The organism is Brevundimonas sp. (genome assembly GCF_041648615.1).
Lineage (GTDB): Bacteria > Pseudomonadota > Alphaproteobacteria > Caulobacterales > Caulobacteraceae > Brevundimonas.
Genome location: NZ_JBAZOS010000002.1, coordinates 64,012 through 80,388 on the forward strand (window position 1 = coordinate 64,012; position 16,377 = coordinate 80,388).

Sequence of the window (16,377 nt, forward strand, 5' to 3'; positions counted from 1 at the left end):
AGGGCCTCAGCCGGCCCGTTGCAGCGCGGCGACCGGCGCCATGGCCAGCAATGTTCCGATCGGGGCGGCCAGGGTTTCCCTGGTCGCCGGCCCGGACGCCAGGGTGACCTCCAGTGCGCCGACCGCGACCACGAGCCGGGAGTCTGACGCACTCATCGCCAAGGCCTTGAGTTGGGCCGCCTGTTCGCGGATGGCGCGGACAGCCTGCATCGGATCGCTGTCGAACTGATCCAGCGCCGCGGCGAGGATGCGCATGGCCTGATCCTTGGCCGCGGCATTCGCCTCGGCGCCGGTCGAGGGTTTGTCGGCCCTGCGTTTGCCCGGTCCGGAAAACTCGCCGGAATTGAACCGCCGCCGGTCCGGTCCGACGTAGCCGACCGCCTCGACCCAGTCTCGCGGCTTGAGAGCGACGTTTTCGACGCGCTTGAAGAGATCGGCGATGGTGAAAGGCTTCCGCAGGAACTCGTGCACGCCTGCGTCGCGAGCGCCGAGAATGGTGGTGGCTGTCGCTTCCGCGGTCACCATGATGATCGGAACGCGGCGGCATCCGAGGTGCGAACGCCTGATCCTCCGGGCCAGGGCCTCACCGTCCAGCTTTTCGCCGGTCCGTTCGGTGAAGATGATGCCCGGCTCCAGCTCGGCCGCGGTCTTCAGGGCACGGTCAGTGTTCGGCTCGACCACGATCTCGGCGGCGCCCAGTCCCTTGATGATCTCGGTCAGCATGCGCGCGGCATGCGGATTCGGATCGACGATCAGAACCCGCCCCAACATGGGAGCCATTTTGGCCAGCACGCGGCGATCAACAGCAAACAAGACGCATCCCTCCAGTCCGGGACGGTCATCCTTAACGGCCGCCGGTTAAGGCCGGTTGAATGCCGAAGGCCGGCTCAGCCCCGGAACGGATCGTGCATCATGATGGTGTCGTCGCGTTCCGGGCTGGTCGACAGCAGGGCCACCGGAGCACCGATCAACTCCTCGATTCGGCGGACATACTTGACGGCGTTGGCGTTCAGATCGCGGAAGCTCCGGGCGCCGGCGGTGCTTTCGCTCCACCCTTCCATTTCCTCGAATACCGGTTCAGCCGCGGCCTGGGCCTTCAGGCTTGACGGCAGATAGTCCAGCACCTGTCCTTCGATGCGATAGCCGGTGCAGATCTTCAGCGTCTTCAATCCGTCCAGCACGTCCAGCTTGGTCAGGGCGATCCCGTCGATTCCGTTGATCGCCACCGATTGGCGCACCAGCACCGCATCGAACCAGCCGCAACGGCGCGCCCGGCCGGTGTTGACCCCGACCTCGCGGCCGACGGTGGCCAGATGCTGGCCGACCTCGTCATTCAACTCACAGGCGAAAGGCCCCTCGCCCACGCGTGTCGTGTAGGCCTTCACGATCCCCAGCACATAGCCGACGCCGCGCGGCCCGATGCCCGACCCCGCCGCCGCCTGACCGGCCACTGTGTTCGAACTGGTCACATAGGGATAGGTGCCGTGGTCCACGTCCAGAAAGGCGCCTTGCGCGCCCTCGAACAGCACGCGCTTCCCGTCCCGCCGGGCCTGATCCAGCACCCGCCAGGCCGGCTGCACATAGGGCAGGATTTTCGGGGCGATCTCCAGCAACTGGTTCAGCAGCGCCTCGGGGTCGATCGGCTCCAGGCCCAGCCCCGCGCGCAGCGGATCGTGGTGCGAGCGCAGCCGGTCGATCTTGACCTTCAGGTCGTCGACATTGGCCAGGTCGCAGACCCGGATCGCACGGCGTCCGACCTTGTCTTCATAGGCCGGGCCGATGCCACGGCCCGTGGTGCCGATCCGCGCGCCCGGCGCGCTGGCCGCAGCCTCCCGCGCCACGTCCAGCGCCGGATGGATAGGCAGGATCAGGCAGGCGTTGTCGGCCACGATCAGGACTTCCGGGCTGATGCGAACGCCCTGCGCCTCGATCTTCCCGATCTCGCCGACCAGATGCCAGGGATCGACGACCACGCCGTTGCCGATGATCGAGGGCTTGCCCTGCACCACGCCGGACGGCAGCAGCGCCAGCTTGTAGACCTTGCCGTCGACGACCAGCGTATGGCCGGCGTTGTGCCCGCCCTGGAACCTGACGACCATATCGGCCCGGTTCGACAGCCAGTCGACGATCTTGCCCTTGCCCTCGTCGCCCCATTGGGCGCCGACTACCGCGACGTTCGCCAAGACTGTTCTCCGCTGTCCGGGATTTCGGAATGCGGGCGCAGCCTATAGCCGGGGAATCGGCGGGTGTCCCGTCGCCGGACGATTATTCCGCCAGCGCCGTCTCGAAAGCCCAGTCCAGCCAGGGCGTCAGCGCCTCGATGTCCGCGACATCGACGGTGCAGCCGCACCAGATCCGCAACCCCGCCGGGGCGTTGCGATGACTCTCGATATCGAAGGCAGCGCCGGCATCCTCCACCAGCGCCTTGATGCGGGTGACCAGGGCCCGGCGACCGTCGTCGTCCATCGCCGCGACCCGCGCATCCACGATCTTCAGGCATACCGAAGTCGTCGACCGCGTCGCCGGGTCGCCGGCCAGATATTCGACCCAGTCCGTTCGCCGCACCCAGGCGTCCAGGGCTGCGGCGTTTGCGTTCGTCCGCGCGATCAGGGCGTCGAGCCCCCCTGCCGCCAGTCCCCATTCAACCGCGTCGATCCAGTCCTCGATCGTCCACACCGAGAAGGTGTTCAGCATCGACCCGTTGGCCAGCAGCCGGTCGAATCCGTTCGCATCGCGCAACCGCAGAACCTTCGGCACGCTGCGCGGCGGCGCATAGCGGTCCAGCCGCGCGACCGCCCGGGGCGACAGCGCCGCCACCCCCAGGCCGGCCTCGCCGCCCAGCGCCTTCTGGAAGCTGAACGTCACCACATCCAGCTTGCCCCACGGCAACGGCATGGCGAACGCCGCCGACGTGGCGTCGCAGATCACCACCCCTTCCCGGTCATCGGCGATGAAGTCCCCGTCCGGAGCGCACACGCCCGACGTCGTTCCGTTCCACGGAAACACCAGGTCCTTCTTCGGATCGACGCCGGACGTATCGGGCCAGCTTCCCCAGGCCGCCGTCAGCACCTCGGGATCGAGTTTCAGATGGTCTTTCGCATCCGTCGCCCAGACCTTGCCGAAATTCTCGAACGCCAGCACCTGCACCGGCCGTTCGCCCAGCATCGACCACATGGCCGCCTCGACCGCGGCGGTGTCGGATCCCGGAACATAGACCAGCACCCAGTCCCGGGGGACCTGCAGCAACGCCCGTGTCAGCTGCAGGCCATGCGCGAACCGCTCCACCACCTCGGGCGCGCGGATGCCGCGGCCCAGCAGTTCATGCGGGATCGCCTGCGACGACCATCCCGGCCGCTTGGCCGTCGGTCCGGACGAAAACCACGGTCGGGCCGGTTTCACATTCGGTCGGTTGAGCATCAGTCCCGCCACGGCTTGTAGGGAGCAGCATCGCGCATCGTCTGGGCCAGCTTGACGAGGGCTGCGTCCTCTTCCTCGGGCAGCATGACCATCAGCCTGGCCAGCAGATCGCCCCGCTTGCCGTCCGCGAAGGCTCCGCGACCCTTCAGCCGCAACACCTTGCCCGAGTTCGACCCCTTGGGAATGGTCATGGAGACCGTCCCTTCCGGCGTCCGCACCGGGATCTTCCCCCCCAGCACCGCATCGTACAGTGTGACAGGCAGATCCATCGTCAGGTCGGCGCCGTCCCGCGTGAAGATCGGGTGCCGCGCGATCTTCAGCGTGATCAGGGCGTCGCCCGCCTCGCTGCGGCCCGAGGCGCCGGGCGCGCCCTGCCCCCTCAGCCGGATCGTCTGGCCGTCCGCCGCGCCCTTGGGGATGGTGACATCCAGCGTCCGCCCGTCGGAAAACTGGATCCGCCGCGTCGCCCCGGAGATCGAATCCTCAAGACTGATCTCGAGCGTCGCCTTGACGTCCGCCCCCCGACTGACGCCTCCACCGGCGAAGCCGCCGCCCCGGGCGCCGCCGGGTCTCGCGCCGCCGCCGAACATGCCGCCGAACAACTCGTCCAGATCGATATTTTCGAAGCCCTGCTGCCGGGTCCCGCCCTGACCGAACGGGTTGCCGCCCGGCGCGCCACGCGTCTGTCCGCCCCCGCCGAAACCGCGGAACTGTTCGCGTCCGTCAGCATCGATCTCGCCGCGATCGAATTTGGCGCGCTTCTCCTTGTCGCCCAGCAGGTCGAAGGCGGCGGTGATCCGCTTGAACCGCTCGTCGGCGACGGTGTTTCCGGGGTTCTTGTCGGGATGCAGTTCCTTGGCGAGCTTGCGGAACGCCTTCTTGATCTCGTCCGCGCTCGCGCCCCTCGAAACACCCAGCTCCTTGTAGGGATCGCCCGCCACGTTCGAAATCGCTCCTGCGCCCGGCGTGAGCAGCGCAAAGTGCGTCAGCCCGTCAATGCCAAGGGATCAGTTAGGCCATCGAGGGGATTCCCGAAAGGTGGGCCGCGGAAAACTCTGACGGGCTATCCCAACACCGTTGTCGCCTCGACGCCCCAGCCATAGCCCTCGCCCCACTGCGCCACGGCGACCACCGCAAGCGGCGAGGGCCCGCCAGGAAAGTCCGCCGCGACATCCGCCGCCTCATACAGGGCGGCGCCGCCTTCAGCCTCGAACGTCCTGAGCTCCGACGTTCCCGCACGGATCCTGATGCGGAACCGCATCGGATCGGTCGAGGCCGGCTCTCCATCCCAGCGGTCCCCGTCGATCCGCGACCGCGCGACCCAACCCAGGTCGAACCCGCCATCGTCGCGCGCGGTCGCCCGCAGATGCGCCGGCGACCAGGGCCGGTCGTGAACGCCCGTCGTCACATAGGCGACCTCGCTGACCCCCGCCCCGCCCGCGGGACCGCCCGCCGGCCCGGCGCGCCAGATCAGCGGCGCCCCCCTCTCGGACCGTGGCGACTCCGCCCGCGCCGGCGCCGTGTCCAGCAGAACCACGACCGCGCCTGTCGGCGCTCCGGTCGCCACCGTTCCCTGCTGCCCGCGCAACAGTCCTCCCAGGCGCCAGACCTCTTCGCCGACCAGTTCGGCCGTCCGGAACTGCACCAGCTCCCAGCCCTCCGCCGTCTCGACCGCCGCCGCATTGGCGCCCGCAAGCACCGCGATATCCGGACGGCTTTCGGGAGCCCGGCCCTCGATCCTGACCGTCAGCGTATTCACCCGGTCCCAGCGATGGCGGGGTCCGGCCTCCAACGGCTCGGTCAGCACCCCCACGGTCGCCGGGCGCGCGGCTTCTCCCCGGGCCGTCAAGGCTTCAGTCGACGCCCCGGCGAAGATCCACATCGGCCGCCAAGGCTCGGCCGCGACGACCGCCACCGGCCGCCCATCCGCCTCATGTCCAACCAGCGGCGGCAGTTCGACCATCCGGAAGAAGGGCGCGGCGATCACGGCGCCCGGGTCGCCGGCGGCCGGTTCGCCGTCCTCGGGGCCGACAGCCACCGACGACGCCCGTTCCAGCACCGCGGACGGCGTATCGTCCATGTCCAGGCGCATGACGCGCCAGTCCCCGCCCCGGCCTTCGATCGACACCCTGTCGCCCGGTTCCAGCCGCATCGCCAGGAGGGGCCCCGGCGCGACGGTCAACCGCTCGTCCGCCGCCTCTTCCAGCGCCCGTTCGGCCGCCGCCCGCGCCAGCGCGGCCGAGCACACCGCCGGCAGGTCAAGATCGATCCCGCCGCCACCGCCTGCCGACCGCACGATGACCGACCCCGTCTGATAGTCCGCATCCCCTTCTATGAACCTGACGCGCGCTGTCGCCGGCGACGGCTCCAGCCTTCGGTCCGCCCGGACGCTGGCTCCCTCTTCCGGCAAGGCCAGACCGTCCAGCATCAACGGCGTCCCGGCTGTCTCGCCGACGATCGCGACCTTGCCGTCCCGTTCCGCCGCGGCCAGCCCCAGGGCGGCCAGCAGCGGCTCCAGCGCATCGCGCGTCCGCATCGGTCGATCGATGACATAGCCCTGCACCGCCCCGCTGACGGCTCCGACATCGAAATCGTCAGCGGCCAGCCCGCCCCGCTCCAGGACCGCCCCGATCAGCTCCCGCGTATCGCCGCCCAGCCGGCCGTTCAGCCAGTGCCCGGTGCGCCACGCCGGCGCATCGGCCCACACATCCGTCCGTCCCGGAAACGTCGGCCATGGCCGTGCATCCCAGCACCAGGCGTCCGCGCCCGCCAGCATCGGCCCGCCATAGACCGCTGAAACCGGATTGTTCCGAGGCTCCGCATAGTACCCGAGCACCGCCTCCAGCGCCCGCCGCTGCATCCGGTCGTCGCGCCCCCCCGTCGAGAACGGCGGCAGGCTGCTCTCGGCGCTCTTCGGGTCCTGAAACAGGTTCGGCGCGTTGCCGCCCCTGTCGACGGCCGCGCAGCCGAACTCTGTCAGCCGAATCGGCTTCATGCCCGGCGCCCAGGCCGTCGGCGTCGCGCTTCGCACACCGCCCGGCCGGTCATGGTGAGGATGGCTCCACCAGCCCTTCAGGTCCTTGGGCCGGAACAGCCAGTCTTCTCCGTGCGCGGTGTCGGCGATGGCCGTGCGCACCTGCGCCGCCCGGTCAACCTCCGAGGCGTAGAACCAGTCGAATCCCTCGCCCCCCGCGACCTGCGCCGACAGATAGGCGGGATCGTCAGGCGCGGCGAAAGCCTCGCCGTCCACGCCGCCGTCGCCGGCCCGCCAGTCGCCCAGCGGCGGGTACCAGTCGATACCCACGTAATCGATGTTCGCGTCGGCCCACAGCGGGTCCAGATGAAAGACCGCGTCCGCCCCGTCATGCCGCCCGAAATATTCCGACCAGTCCGCCGCATAGCTGATCGCCACATCCGGTCCGGCGATCGCCCGACACTCGGCCGCCAGCGTCCTGAACTGATCCACCGCCGGAAAACCTCCGCCGGCGTCGCGCGTCCAGGTCAGCCCCCGCATCTCGGACCCGATCAACAGTCCGTCGGCCCCCGTCTCCGCCGCCAGCGCCGCATAGTGCTGCGCCAGCCGCCGCAGACCCCAGCCGCTCACGGTGCCGAACACGGCCGCGACATCGGCCGCCGCCTGGCTCCCGTCGCGTCCCCTGACCCGCCCGCGCCATGGATAGGGCGGCTGACCCGTCCCGCCGTAGGGATCGGCCAACCCGTTCCCCGGCGCCACATCCATGAAGACGAACGGATACAGGGTGACCTCCAGCCCTCGCGCCTTCAGCGCCGTCACGGCTTCGCGCACGCTCTGGTCCGAAGGCGTCCCGCCATAGGCCGGGCCGCCGCCACTCTCCGAGATCACATGGGCGTCCCCGCGCGCCAGCCCCGCGACCGACCAGGCCAGCGGCTCCGTGGCCTTCGCCACCCGTTCGACGCCGGGCCGGATCGTGCAGTGCGCCGCCCGCAGGTCGGTCCCGAACCAGCCGATCACCAGGCTGACCCGCTTCAGCGCCGGCGCCTGCGCCATCAACTGGTCGAGCGAGACGATCAGGTCCGTTCGGCCGTCCCCGCCGTGAACATTCTCCGCCGCGGTCCGCGTCAGCCCCTCGCGGCGGGCGACGACATCGGTCGCGAGCACGAACTCCCCGGCGCCGGGGATCAGGCACACCCCTTCCAGCCGGTCCTCCAGCGCCGTTCCGTCGGACCCCGCTCGCCGGAACACCTCAAAGGACAGCTGCGGCGGCCGGTTTCCATACGGCCCCAGCGGCAGATCCTCGAACACCACATAGGCCGTTCCCCGATACGCCGGCGCCGCTCCCTCCACCGCTTCGATGAGAGGATCCGGCGTCTGATCACCGTCGCCGCGATGCACCCGCATCGTCACGCCCGACAGGTCCATCCGCCGCCCGTCGGCCCAGACCCGGCCGATCCCGTCGATTTCGCCCTCGCACAGAGCGACGGCGAAACTCAGGGAATAGTCGTACGCCGCCGTCCTCGGCCCGCCCTTGCCGCTCGAGGAGGTTTTTCGCCCTTCAAGAAACCGCGCCGCCCAGATCATCTGACCGGTCACGCGGGCCCGCCCGAACACGGCGGCCATCGGCGCGCCCTCGGCCGTCCCCTGGATCTTCAACGCCTCCAGACGCGGTCCCTTTTGCCGGGCCGGCTCCAGGCTTGAGATGACCCGCTGGTCGATCGCCCGCCCCAGGGTCGAGCCGATGACGGCTCCGATCGGTCCGCCGACCGCCTGCCCCACGCTGCTCAGGATGATTTGAGCCATTCAATCGTCCTCACCCTCGCCGGCCGGCCACCCGAACACCGCCACCAGCCGGCTGCGCCACCAGGCGCCGATCCAGCTCTCCACCACCGCCCGGCCCCAATAGGCGTGGATCATTCGCGGCTCGGGGCCCGCCGTGTCGCTCAGGATCGCGCAGTGTTTGACCGGGCAGCCCGCCGCCATCCGGAACATCAGCACATCGCCGACCGCCGCGTCCTTGACCGGCTTCTCCCTCAGCCAGCGGCGCGCCGCCGCCAGCAAGGTCTCCTCGCCGCCGACCTCCGCCCAGTCGGCCTGATAGGCCGGCGGAGGCTCCGGCTCGCGCCCCACCAGTTCGCGCCAGACGCCCCGCACCAGTCCCAGGCAGTCGGCGCCCTCGCCTCGCACGCTGGTCTGGTGCCGGTACGGCGTTCCCAGCCAGGTCCTGGCGACCGCAGCGGCCCGGCCGCTCATCGGCGGCTCCCGCCGTCATAGCGCCCGCCCTCGACCGGAGCGGCCGTCAGGAAGTCGTCGCCCGGGATGTCCGGAAACCCCTGGAAGTTGATCCCGTTGGCGAAGGTCCCGACGCAGGTCGGCCAGCGCTTGTCGCACGCCGCGCCGGGGAAGGCCGCCAGATCGACCCGACACCGCCCATCGCCCAGCAAGGCGTCACACATCCGCCCATAGGTCCGCCCCACCACCCGCTCCAGCTTCGCCAGCGGCCCCTCAAGCTCGGCGATGAAACCACCGCCCTCTCGCCGGAAGCGCGCCAGCGTCGCCGTCCACAGACGCACCCGCAGGTCCGGCTGCGACCAGTCAACCCGCCACAGCGCGACATCGGCTCCGTCGTACAGCCCGGCCTCGATGTCCCCGTCCGTGATCGCCGCATCGTCCAACGCCCCCGCGATGGCGGCCGACCCGGCGCCCAATCCGACCGCGCTCTCCGCCGCGCCCGCCGTCCAGCCGGACGCCGCCCGACAGGTCACCCCGCCGACGGTCAGGTCGCGGTCATGGTCCGTGAACCCCGTCTCGACCCCGTCCGCCCGCCTCAGCACCCAGGCATGGCACATCGTCGCCGCCCCGCTTTCGATGCGGCCCGCCAATTCCTCCGGAATGTCCCTCATGCCTGGACCCGGACCTCTATCAGCGGCGCGGCCGCCATCCGGCCGGCCCCGAAGCTTTCCAGCGTCACTTCGATCCGATCCGTGTCGAACCGCACCGGCGTGTCGAATTCAAAGCCGGCCGTCACCACGGAGCCGACGGGCGGGGCCTCGTCCAGCGTGATCAAGCCGGTGGCGTAGTCGACGGCGAACGCGTCTCCGGGCCGCTCAATCCCGTCCACCGCCACACGCACCGTGCCTTCGACGGGTTTGGCGATCCTCCGATCCGCGGCGTTGTCGTCCTCACCGTATCGCTTCGAGAGCGCGAACCCGGTCCGCACGCCGTCCCCTTGGCCCAGGACCTGGTCCACCGCGCTTGTCGACGCGCCCGGCGCGCAGGATTTGAAATCGGCGAAATCCCGGAACCGGAACCCGTATAGCCGCCCGCGCCGCGCCTCGAAGAAAGCGGTCAAGGCCGCCATGTCGTCCAACGATCTCAGATTCGCCCCGATCAGATAGCGCCGACGCCCCTCCGCCCAGGGCGTCGACCGGCGCTCGAACCCGGACCCCAGGGTCACGATTTCGGTGCGCCGCTCCACCCCGCCGGTCGATCCGAACGCCAGGCGCGCGGGCAACCTCACCTCGTGAAAGGCCATTCCATCTCTCCTGTCCGGTTCCTTTCCGGGCCCGCTTTCGCTTGTCGAGCGAGCGCCGGTACGCCATCCTCCCTCGCCGGACCCGGTCCGGATCGCGCGGGAGGGCGCCATGAGCATCGAAAGTTCGTCCCAGATTCAAAGCTTCGACTGGCAGAAGTTGTTGTTTTCATTCGAGGGCCGCACCCGGCGCTCGCATTTCTGGATCGGCTGGCTGATCTGTCTCGGCGTCGGCGTGGTCGCCGGCTGGATCCCCATCCTGGGGGGACTGATCTCCCTGGCGCTGATCTGGCCCAACCTCGCCATCACGGTGAAACGCCTTCACGACATGGGCAAATCCGGCTGGTTGGTCGCCATCCCCTGGGTCGTCACCATCGTGGGCGTCTGCGTTGGCGTGGCCATGGTCGGCGTCTCGGCCATCGTCAACCAGGCGGCGCTGGATCGCGAGGATCCGGCGGCCATCCTCGCCCTGATCGGTCCCGCCTTCGGATTTTTCGCCCTGATCCTGCTGGTCAACCTGGGCTTCCTGCTGTGGGTCGGCGTCACCGACACCCAGGCTGGAGACAATCGCTTCGGTCCCGACCCCAAGCGCCTCTGACCCGGGAACGGTCCGACATCAAAGCTTGCGCGCGCCCAGCGCCACGGCGCGCGCAAGCATCTGGGCGATCTGGGCCTCCGACCGCAGCAGACCTTGCGCCCCGCCGTCCACACGGACATTGACCGTTACGCCCGCACCCCCGACAGCTTCGATCACCCCCGCGCCCGACGGCCGGAACACCTCTGGCCCGCGCTCGCCGACCAGATAGGCGCCACCGCCGGCGACCGGTCCGCCGTCCGCACGCGATCCCGAAAAGAGGGTCCGCACCGCCTGGGCGATGGCGTCCGACAGCCCGCCGCCGCCCGACCCGGCCCCCGCATTCACCGCCGCCAGCATGGCCCGCGCCAGTTCGGACAGCGTCACCTCGCCGTCCGCCGCCGCCCGAGCCAGCGACCGCGTCAGGCTCTCGCCGGCCCGGCCGAACGCATCCTCGATCGAGGCCGCCGCCCGCTCGGCCGGTTCCCTCAGCGACTCCAGCGCCGCCGCCGCCTCGGCCGCCTTCATCGGCACCGCGTCCAGTCCGGACGGTTCGATCGGGTCAGTCATCGGGCCACGCCTCCGCCATTTGCCTCAGCTCGCTGCGCCCGATCGGCGCCGCGCCTGCGGGCCGCTCCGTCAGCATCCGCCATTCCCTCAGCGACAGTCGCCAGAAGGCCTCGGGCCCGACCCCCGACAACGCCGCCGTCCGCGCCATCTCGCTCCAGGGCGTCCGCACGCCCGTCATCCGCCGGCCCGACCGGCCGCCGTGAAGGCCCTGGCCACCGCCTCCGCCGCCTCGCGGGGATCGACCGCCGCCCGGTCCAGCTCCGCCGCCAGCGCCCCCTCGCCGCCGCCGCGCAGCAAGGCCGCCAGCACCGCCAGCAGGTCCCGCCCCGACAAGGCCCGCATCCGCTCGGCCAGGGCCCCGACGGACTCCAGTCCCAACGCCGTCTCGATCTCCGCCAGCGCCCCCAGCGTCAGACACAGCCGCCTTTCGGCGCCCGCCAGCATCGCCACGGCCTCGCCGCGTGCGCCGTTGATTCCCATCACAAGGCTCCGAATGACACTTCCCCCGCGCTGGCCAGGCTGATCGCGAACGTCGCCTCGCCTTCGTGTTCGCCGGCGTATTCCAGCGCCGCCACCAGGAACGGCCCCTCCAGCACGCCGAAGTCCGGCACGATCAGTCGCCAGGTTCGCGCCGTCTGGTCGAAGAAGGCCTCGCGGATCAGGGCGTCGGACGCCGCGTCGCGAAAGATCCCCTGCCCCGCCACCGCCGCGGACTTCACCCCCGCCCCGCCCAGCAGCTCGCGCCACCGTCCCGCGCTGTCGCCGTCCGTCGCGTCCACGGTGCGGGCGTTCAGGCTGATCGTCCGCGCCCTCAGCCCCGCCACCGTCGTGAACGCACCCGGCGCGCTCTCGATCTTCAGCAGGATGTCCTTGCCCCGTTGCGCCGCCATGTTCAGATCTCCTCCGTGACGGCGCGCACGCGCAGCACCGCGAATGTTCGCGCCCCGCCGGGGCCGGGAAATACGTCCGCGAACGCGACCCGCAGGTTCACGGTCCGCACGCCGTCGGCCTCCAGCACCGCGTTCGTCAGCCGCGATCGCACCGCCGCCAGCACCGCCTTGGCCTCTTCCGTTCCCTGAAACCGCGACACGACCGTCAGCGTCAGGGCATGGTCGACGCCGCCTCCGTCCGCGCGCAGCGGCCGGCTTTCGCTGCGGCCGATCAGCAGGTGCGGGAAGCCCGGCCGGTTCGGCGCCGCGTCCCAGATCCGCGCCGGCTCGCCCAGCAGCGCCCGCACCGCCGCATCATCCTTGAGGTGGGCGATCAACGCGCCTTGCAGCGCCGTTTCATGGTTCATGGAAACCGCTCCAGGTTCAGGATGGCCCGGCCGCCGACCGTCTCGCCCGAGACGATCCGCCAGTCCCCGCCGCCAAATCTCAGCATCCGTCCGGGCGTCAGCCGCGCATCCGCCCGCGTCTCGGCCGCCGCCGTCTCGATGGCGCGCAGCCCGCCCGCCTCCGACCGCTCGCGCCGCCGCCGCGCCCCCAGCTTCAGCCAGGCCGACCCCAGCGGCTCCCAGGTCACGCTGCGTCCGCCGTACGGCGTCTCCGCCTCCAGCGGTTCGAACAGCTCGGCCAGCGTCTTGCCCGGGCTCACAGCCGCACCCCGCGCCAGGGTGCGATCCAGGCTTCGACCGGCGCCACCGGCATCGCCGGCTCGCCCCGCTCGTAAGCCCGCAGGGCCAGCATCAGGATCGCCAGCCTCAGCGGCGCGGGACTGGTCGACTGCAGGGTCATCCCCACCTCGCCCTCGACCCGCGCCTGGGCCGCATCGATCAACGTCTGGATCAGACCGTCCTCAGCGTCATGCTCGACGCGCAGGAACAGCTTCGCCTCCGTCAGGGAGACGGGTGCGGTCATGGGAAACCTCATTGTCTGGAAGGGAAGCAGCAGGCTTCAGGTCACGGGGCAGCAAGGTCGAACCTCGCCGCCTCAACCTGTTGCCTGCTGCCTGGCGCCTGTTGCCTCGAGCGTCAGCTCGCCGCGAACTTCATCACCTTGATGGCGTCGAAATTCTGCACCCCGCCGCCGACCCGCTTGGTCGTGTAGAAGAGCACATAGGGCTTGGCCGAATACGGATCCCTCAGCACCCGCACCCCGGCGCGATCCACGATCAGATAGCCGCGCTGGAAGTCGCCGAAGGCGATCGCCGCGCTGTTGGCCGCGATGTCAGGCATGGTCTCGATCTCGGTCACCCGATAGCCCAGCAGGCTCGCCGTCTCGCCCGCCCGTTGGGCCGGTTGCCAGATATAGGCGCCGTCGGCGTCCTTGAATTTGCGCACGGCCGACACGCTCTTGCGGTTCATCACGAACCGTCCGTTAGGCCGATACTGGGCCTTGGGCGCATAGATCAGATCGATCAGCCGGTCGGTCGGATCGTCGACCGCGAACGCACCCGCCGCGCCGGACGCCACATAGCCGATCTCGCCCCACTCATGGTCCGCCTCGGCGACGATATCGTAGCTGAGGAAGCCCTTCGGCTTGTTGACGCCGTCGCCGGTGACGAAGGCCGCCGTCTCCTGGGCCGCGAAAGCGTCCTCGACCTCGGCCGCCAGCCACTCGTCCAGATCGATCAGGGCGTCGTCGAGAAGCGACTGCGTCGCCGCCGGATTGGCGTAGAGATCCGCCGAGGGGAACTCCAGCAGCGCCAGGGTCGCCGGATCCGTTTCCGGCCGCGCCGCCGTCTCGGCCACCCAGCCCGCCGCCACGCCCGCCGTCGACACCGGCTTGCGGAACACCCCGGCGCCGACGGTGCGCACCGTGGCGATCTCGCGCATCGGCGAGCCCGCCATCAGGCGTCGCTCGATGGCCCGCTCGGTCTGTTCGGGCACCACATAGCCCGCCGAGTTCGACGCCGTGCTCAGCCCCGCCTTCAGCTCCAGGCCGAACGACTGCCCCGTCTTCAGATATCCGTCGAACGCCGCCTTTTCCTCCCCGTGGAATGGGGATGGGGACCGCGAAGCGGTGGAGGGGGTGTCGGCTCCGGACCCGATGCCCGGCCTGCGCCCCTCGCTCACCACCCGATCCAGCCGCGCCTGCGCCGAGGCCACCGCCTGGTCGATCCGCGCCACCTTCTCCTCCAGCAGCGTGTCGGCCGACGCCTTCTTCTCGATCTCGTCCAGCCGGGCGTCATTGGCCCCTTTGAACGCCTCGAACGCCGCCATCATTTCATGCATGGCGGCGCGCGCCTCCGGGGTGCCCGGGGCCTGTTTGGTCTCTTTCATGGTATCTCCGGTTGAAGAACCGCGGCTTGCGGTCAGGGTCGAGGCGTGAACCGCCTTCTTGAAAAATTGCCGCCGCTCTCGCGCAGGCGAGGCGCGCGGGAAAGCGCGCGCCCTATGCGGTTCGCGCACGCGAAGCCGGGACCACGAACCGCGCCCCCGGCAGCATCGGAAAGGTCACCAGCGACACCTCCCACAGCTCCACCTCCACCAGCACGCGTAGTCGCCCCTCGCGGCGCGCCCGGCTGCTGCGGAATCCGATCGACAATCCGTCCAGCGCTCCGGCCCTGGACAGCGCCGCCGCAAACCGTGCTTCGGCCGACCAGTCCATGATCCGGCCCTCGACCCACAGCCCGCGCTCGTCCTCGACCATCCGGTCCCAGACCCCGACCACCGCCCGGCTCTCATGCTGGTGCAGCATTCGCACGGCTCGCGCGCCGGTCCTCGCCACGCTCGCGGCGAACGCCCCCTTTGCCACCACGTCCCCGTTCAGATCCGCGACGCCCCAAAGCGAGGCGTAGCCCTCAATCCTCAGGCCGGCGTCGGCCGCGACCACCGCCGTCATCCCCAGCCCTCCAGCCTCTCCTCGATCCGTTCCACCGCCGCCCGCGTCGCCACGCTCTGTTCCTCCAGCCGCGCCAGCCGCTCGGCGACCAGACGTTGCTCGGCGACCCGCGCCTCCAGGGTGGCGATCCGCGCCGCCGCGCCGCCGGCCCACACCAGCCCGCCGATCGTCTGCACGGCCAGCGCGGCGATCAGCGCGATCAGAACCTTCTTCAGGTCTTCCATCAGTCGCCCACCCCCGCCATGCGCCGCCGCTCCTCATCGGTCAGGAAGGCCGCCGCGTTCAGTCGCGCCCACAGCGCGTCGCGCTCGATCTGCAGCGCCGGCAAGGCCTCCAGATCCGCCTCGATCCTCACCCCCGCGAACCGCCCGCCCAGCCAGCCGCCCAGCGCCGCCGCCGTCTTGCGCACCAGCGGAACCACCGTCCCCCGCCAGAAGGCCGCATTGGCTTCGCGGTAGTTGGCGTAGGTCGCATCCCCGGGAATCCCCAGCAGCTGCGGCGGCACCCCGAACGCCAGGGCGATCTCCCGCGCCGCCGCATGTTTTCCGGCGATGAAGTCCATGTCGGCCGGCGTCCAGCTCATGGGCTTCCAGTCCAGCCCGCCCTCCAGGATCATCGGCCGGCCGGCGTTCATCGTCCCGGCCTGGCTCTCGTTGAGCTGCGCCCGCAGAGCCTCGAACTGCCCGGCCGTCAGGTGCTCGCCGTCCTTCGCGCCATACACCAGCGCCCCCGACGGCCGCGCCGCATTGTCCAGCAGCGCCTTGTTCCAGGCGCCCGACGCATTGTGCACATCGATGGCCGAGGCCGCCGCCTCCAGCGGCGAGAATCCGTAGTGGTCGTCGGTCGGATGAAACAGCTTCAGCTGCATCACCGGCATCCAGCCATCCGCCGCCCGGCCGATCCGGACCGTCCGGCCGTCCACGGAATACTCCCAGGCCTCGGCCCAGCCTGCCCGGCCGGGAACCACCTTCACCCGGTCCGGACGCAGGGTCCAGAGCTCCTCCGGTTCGGCCTCGCCCACCGCCTCGGCATAGGCGTTGCCCGCCGTCTGCAGCGCGCCGTACAGGGCCTCCAGCCATTCCGACCCCGACTGCTCGGGATTGGGCCGCGCCAGCAACCGGGCCAGCGGATGATCCTCCGTTCTCACCCCGTCGGCGAACACGACCAGCGGCGTCGACGCCGCCGCCTCGGCGATCATCCGCACGCAGCGATAGGCCACGGCGTTCTTGCCGAAGCCCTCGACGGCGAGATGGGCGTAGTCGCGCGGCGTCCACCGCGCCCGCCCTCCGCTGGTCAGGGCGATCAGCGGCCCGGCCCGGCTGTCCTTGATTTCGGGCGCGGTTTCACGCCCGCGACGGCCCATCGGCCAGCGCAGCTTCTGCATCCTCATCCTTCCCGAATTTCGTCTCAGGACCTGCCCGGGCTCAGCCCTTCACCGGCGAGCCAGACCTGATTTCCCGTCATGCCCGAATAGTACGGGACCAGCGCACTACGGCTGGAAAATAGATTTGAGAAAAGCATATCC

The 16,377-nt window shown here is 70.3% G+C and carries 20 protein-coding genes; 1 reads left to right on the forward strand and 19 read right to left on the reverse strand.

Annotated elements, in window-relative coordinates:
* Positions 1-6: 6 nt before the first annotated feature.
* The 8 genes from WC555_RS01665 to WC555_RS01700 form a co-directional block, all read right to left on the reverse strand.
* Positions 7-792, reverse strand: a complete 786-nt coding sequence (locus WC555_RS01665) for a two-component system response regulator (protein WP_373250572.1) — start codon at positions 790-792, stop codon at positions 7-9.
* A gap of 95 nt (positions 793-887) precedes the next feature.
* Entirely contained in the window at positions 888-2,183 is a 1,296-nt protein-coding gene (locus WC555_RS01670; RefSeq protein WP_373250574.1) for an adenylosuccinate synthase, read from the reverse strand.
* A gap of 82 nt (positions 2,184-2,265) precedes the next feature.
* Complete coding sequence (locus tag WC555_RS01675) at positions 2,266-3,417, reverse strand: phosphoserine transaminase (protein ID WP_373250576.1); 1,152 nt, start codon at positions 3,415-3,417, stop codon at positions 2,266-2,268.
* Positions 3,417-4,358, reverse strand: a complete 942-nt coding sequence (locus tag WC555_RS01680; RefSeq protein ID WP_373250578.1) for a DnaJ C-terminal domain-containing protein — start codon at positions 4,356-4,358, stop codon at positions 3,417-3,419. The genes WC555_RS01675 and WC555_RS01680 overlap by 1 nt, the downstream gene beginning before the upstream one ends.
* Before the next feature lie 122 nt (positions 4,359-4,480).
* Positions 4,481-8,194, reverse strand: a complete 3,714-nt coding sequence (locus WC555_RS01685) for a glycoside hydrolase TIM-barrel-like domain-containing protein (protein ID WP_373250580.1) — start codon at positions 8,192-8,194, stop codon at positions 4,481-4,483.
* Positions 8,195-8,644: an NlpC/P60 family protein gene (locus WC555_RS01690; protein ID WP_373250582.1), complete on the reverse strand. Its 450-nt coding sequence runs from the start codon at positions 8,642-8,644 to the stop codon at positions 8,195-8,197. It lies immediately after the preceding gene.
* Positions 8,641-9,294, reverse strand: a complete 654-nt coding sequence (locus tag WC555_RS01695) for a DUF2163 domain-containing protein (protein WP_373250584.1) — start codon at positions 9,292-9,294, stop codon at positions 8,641-8,643. The genes WC555_RS01690 and WC555_RS01695 overlap by 4 nt, the downstream gene beginning before the upstream one ends.
* Complete coding sequence (locus WC555_RS01700) at positions 9,291-9,926, reverse strand: TIGR02217 family protein (protein WP_373250586.1); 636 nt, start codon at positions 9,924-9,926, stop codon at positions 9,291-9,293. The genes WC555_RS01695 and WC555_RS01700 overlap by 4 nt, the downstream gene beginning before the upstream one ends.
* A gap of 109 nt (positions 9,927-10,035) precedes the next feature.
* On the opposite strand from WC555_RS01700, the gene WC555_RS01705 reads away from it, so the two are divergent.
* Entirely contained in the window at positions 10,036-10,521 is a 486-nt protein-coding gene (locus WC555_RS01705; protein ID WP_373250587.1) for a DUF805 domain-containing protein, read from the forward strand.
* A gap of 18 nt (positions 10,522-10,539) precedes the next feature.
* Here the strand turns inward: WC555_RS01705 and WC555_RS01710 are convergent, their stop codons facing one another.
* The 11 genes from WC555_RS01710 to WC555_RS01760 all read right to left on the reverse strand — a co-directional run bounded on the left by WC555_RS01710 (position 10,540) and on the right by WC555_RS01760 (position 16,236).
* Complete coding sequence (locus WC555_RS01710; protein ID WP_373250589.1) at positions 10,540-11,067, reverse strand: phage tail tape measure protein; 528 nt, start codon at positions 11,065-11,067, stop codon at positions 10,540-10,542.
* Positions 11,060-11,245: a phage tail assembly chaperone gene (locus tag WC555_RS01715; RefSeq protein WP_373250591.1), complete on the reverse strand. Its 186-nt coding sequence runs from the start codon at positions 11,243-11,245 to the stop codon at positions 11,060-11,062. The genes WC555_RS01710 and WC555_RS01715 overlap by 8 nt, the downstream gene beginning before the upstream one ends.
* Positions 11,242-11,547 carry a GTA-gp10 family protein gene (locus tag WC555_RS01720; RefSeq protein ID WP_373250592.1) on the reverse strand — a complete coding sequence of 102 codons (306 nt, stop codon included), beginning with the start codon at positions 11,545-11,547 and terminating at the stop codon, positions 11,242-11,244. Before WC555_RS01720 ends, WC555_RS01715 begins: the two co-directional genes overlap by 4 nt.
* Positions 11,547-11,957 carry a phage major tail protein, TP901-1 family gene (locus tag WC555_RS01725; protein ID WP_373250595.1) on the reverse strand — a complete coding sequence of 137 codons (411 nt, stop codon included), beginning with the start codon at positions 11,955-11,957 and terminating at the stop codon, positions 11,547-11,549. The genes WC555_RS01720 and WC555_RS01725 overlap by 1 nt, the downstream gene beginning before the upstream one ends.
* A gap of 2 nt (positions 11,958-11,959) precedes the next feature.
* The gene (locus WC555_RS01730; protein ID WP_373250596.1) at positions 11,960-12,364 is read right to left on the reverse strand and encodes a DUF3168 domain-containing protein; all 405 of its coding nucleotides are present in this window, start codon (positions 12,362-12,364) and stop codon (positions 11,960-11,962) included.
* Positions 12,361-12,663, reverse strand: coding sequence for a head-tail adaptor protein (locus WC555_RS01735; protein WP_373250597.1), 303 nt, complete (start codon positions 12,661-12,663; stop codon positions 12,361-12,363). The genes WC555_RS01730 and WC555_RS01735 overlap by 4 nt, the downstream gene beginning before the upstream one ends.
* On the reverse strand, positions 12,660-12,926 hold the full coding sequence (locus WC555_RS01740) for a head-tail connector protein (RefSeq protein ID WP_373250599.1): 267 nt from the start codon (positions 12,924-12,926) through the stop codon (positions 12,660-12,662). Before WC555_RS01740 ends, WC555_RS01735 begins: the two co-directional genes overlap by 4 nt.
* 113 nt (positions 12,927-13,039) lie before the next feature.
* On the reverse strand, positions 13,040-14,290 hold the full coding sequence (locus WC555_RS01745) for a phage major capsid protein (protein ID WP_373250601.1): 1,251 nt from the start codon (positions 14,288-14,290) through the stop codon (positions 13,040-13,042).
* Positions 14,291-14,402: 112 nt separating this feature from the next.
* A complete protein-coding gene (locus tag WC555_RS01750; protein WP_373250602.1) occupies positions 14,403-14,852 on the reverse strand; it encodes an HK97 family phage prohead protease in 450 nt (149 codons plus the stop codon).
* Positions 14,849-15,076, reverse strand: a complete 228-nt coding sequence (locus WC555_RS01755) for a hypothetical protein (RefSeq protein ID WP_373250604.1) — start codon at positions 15,074-15,076, stop codon at positions 14,849-14,851. The genes WC555_RS01750 and WC555_RS01755 overlap by 4 nt, the downstream gene beginning before the upstream one ends.
* Positions 15,076-16,236: a phage portal protein gene (locus WC555_RS01760; RefSeq protein WP_373250606.1), complete on the reverse strand. Its 1,161-nt coding sequence runs from the start codon at positions 16,234-16,236 to the stop codon at positions 15,076-15,078. The genes WC555_RS01755 and WC555_RS01760 overlap by 1 nt, the downstream gene beginning before the upstream one ends.
* Between the last annotated feature and the right edge of the window lie 141 nt (positions 16,237-16,377).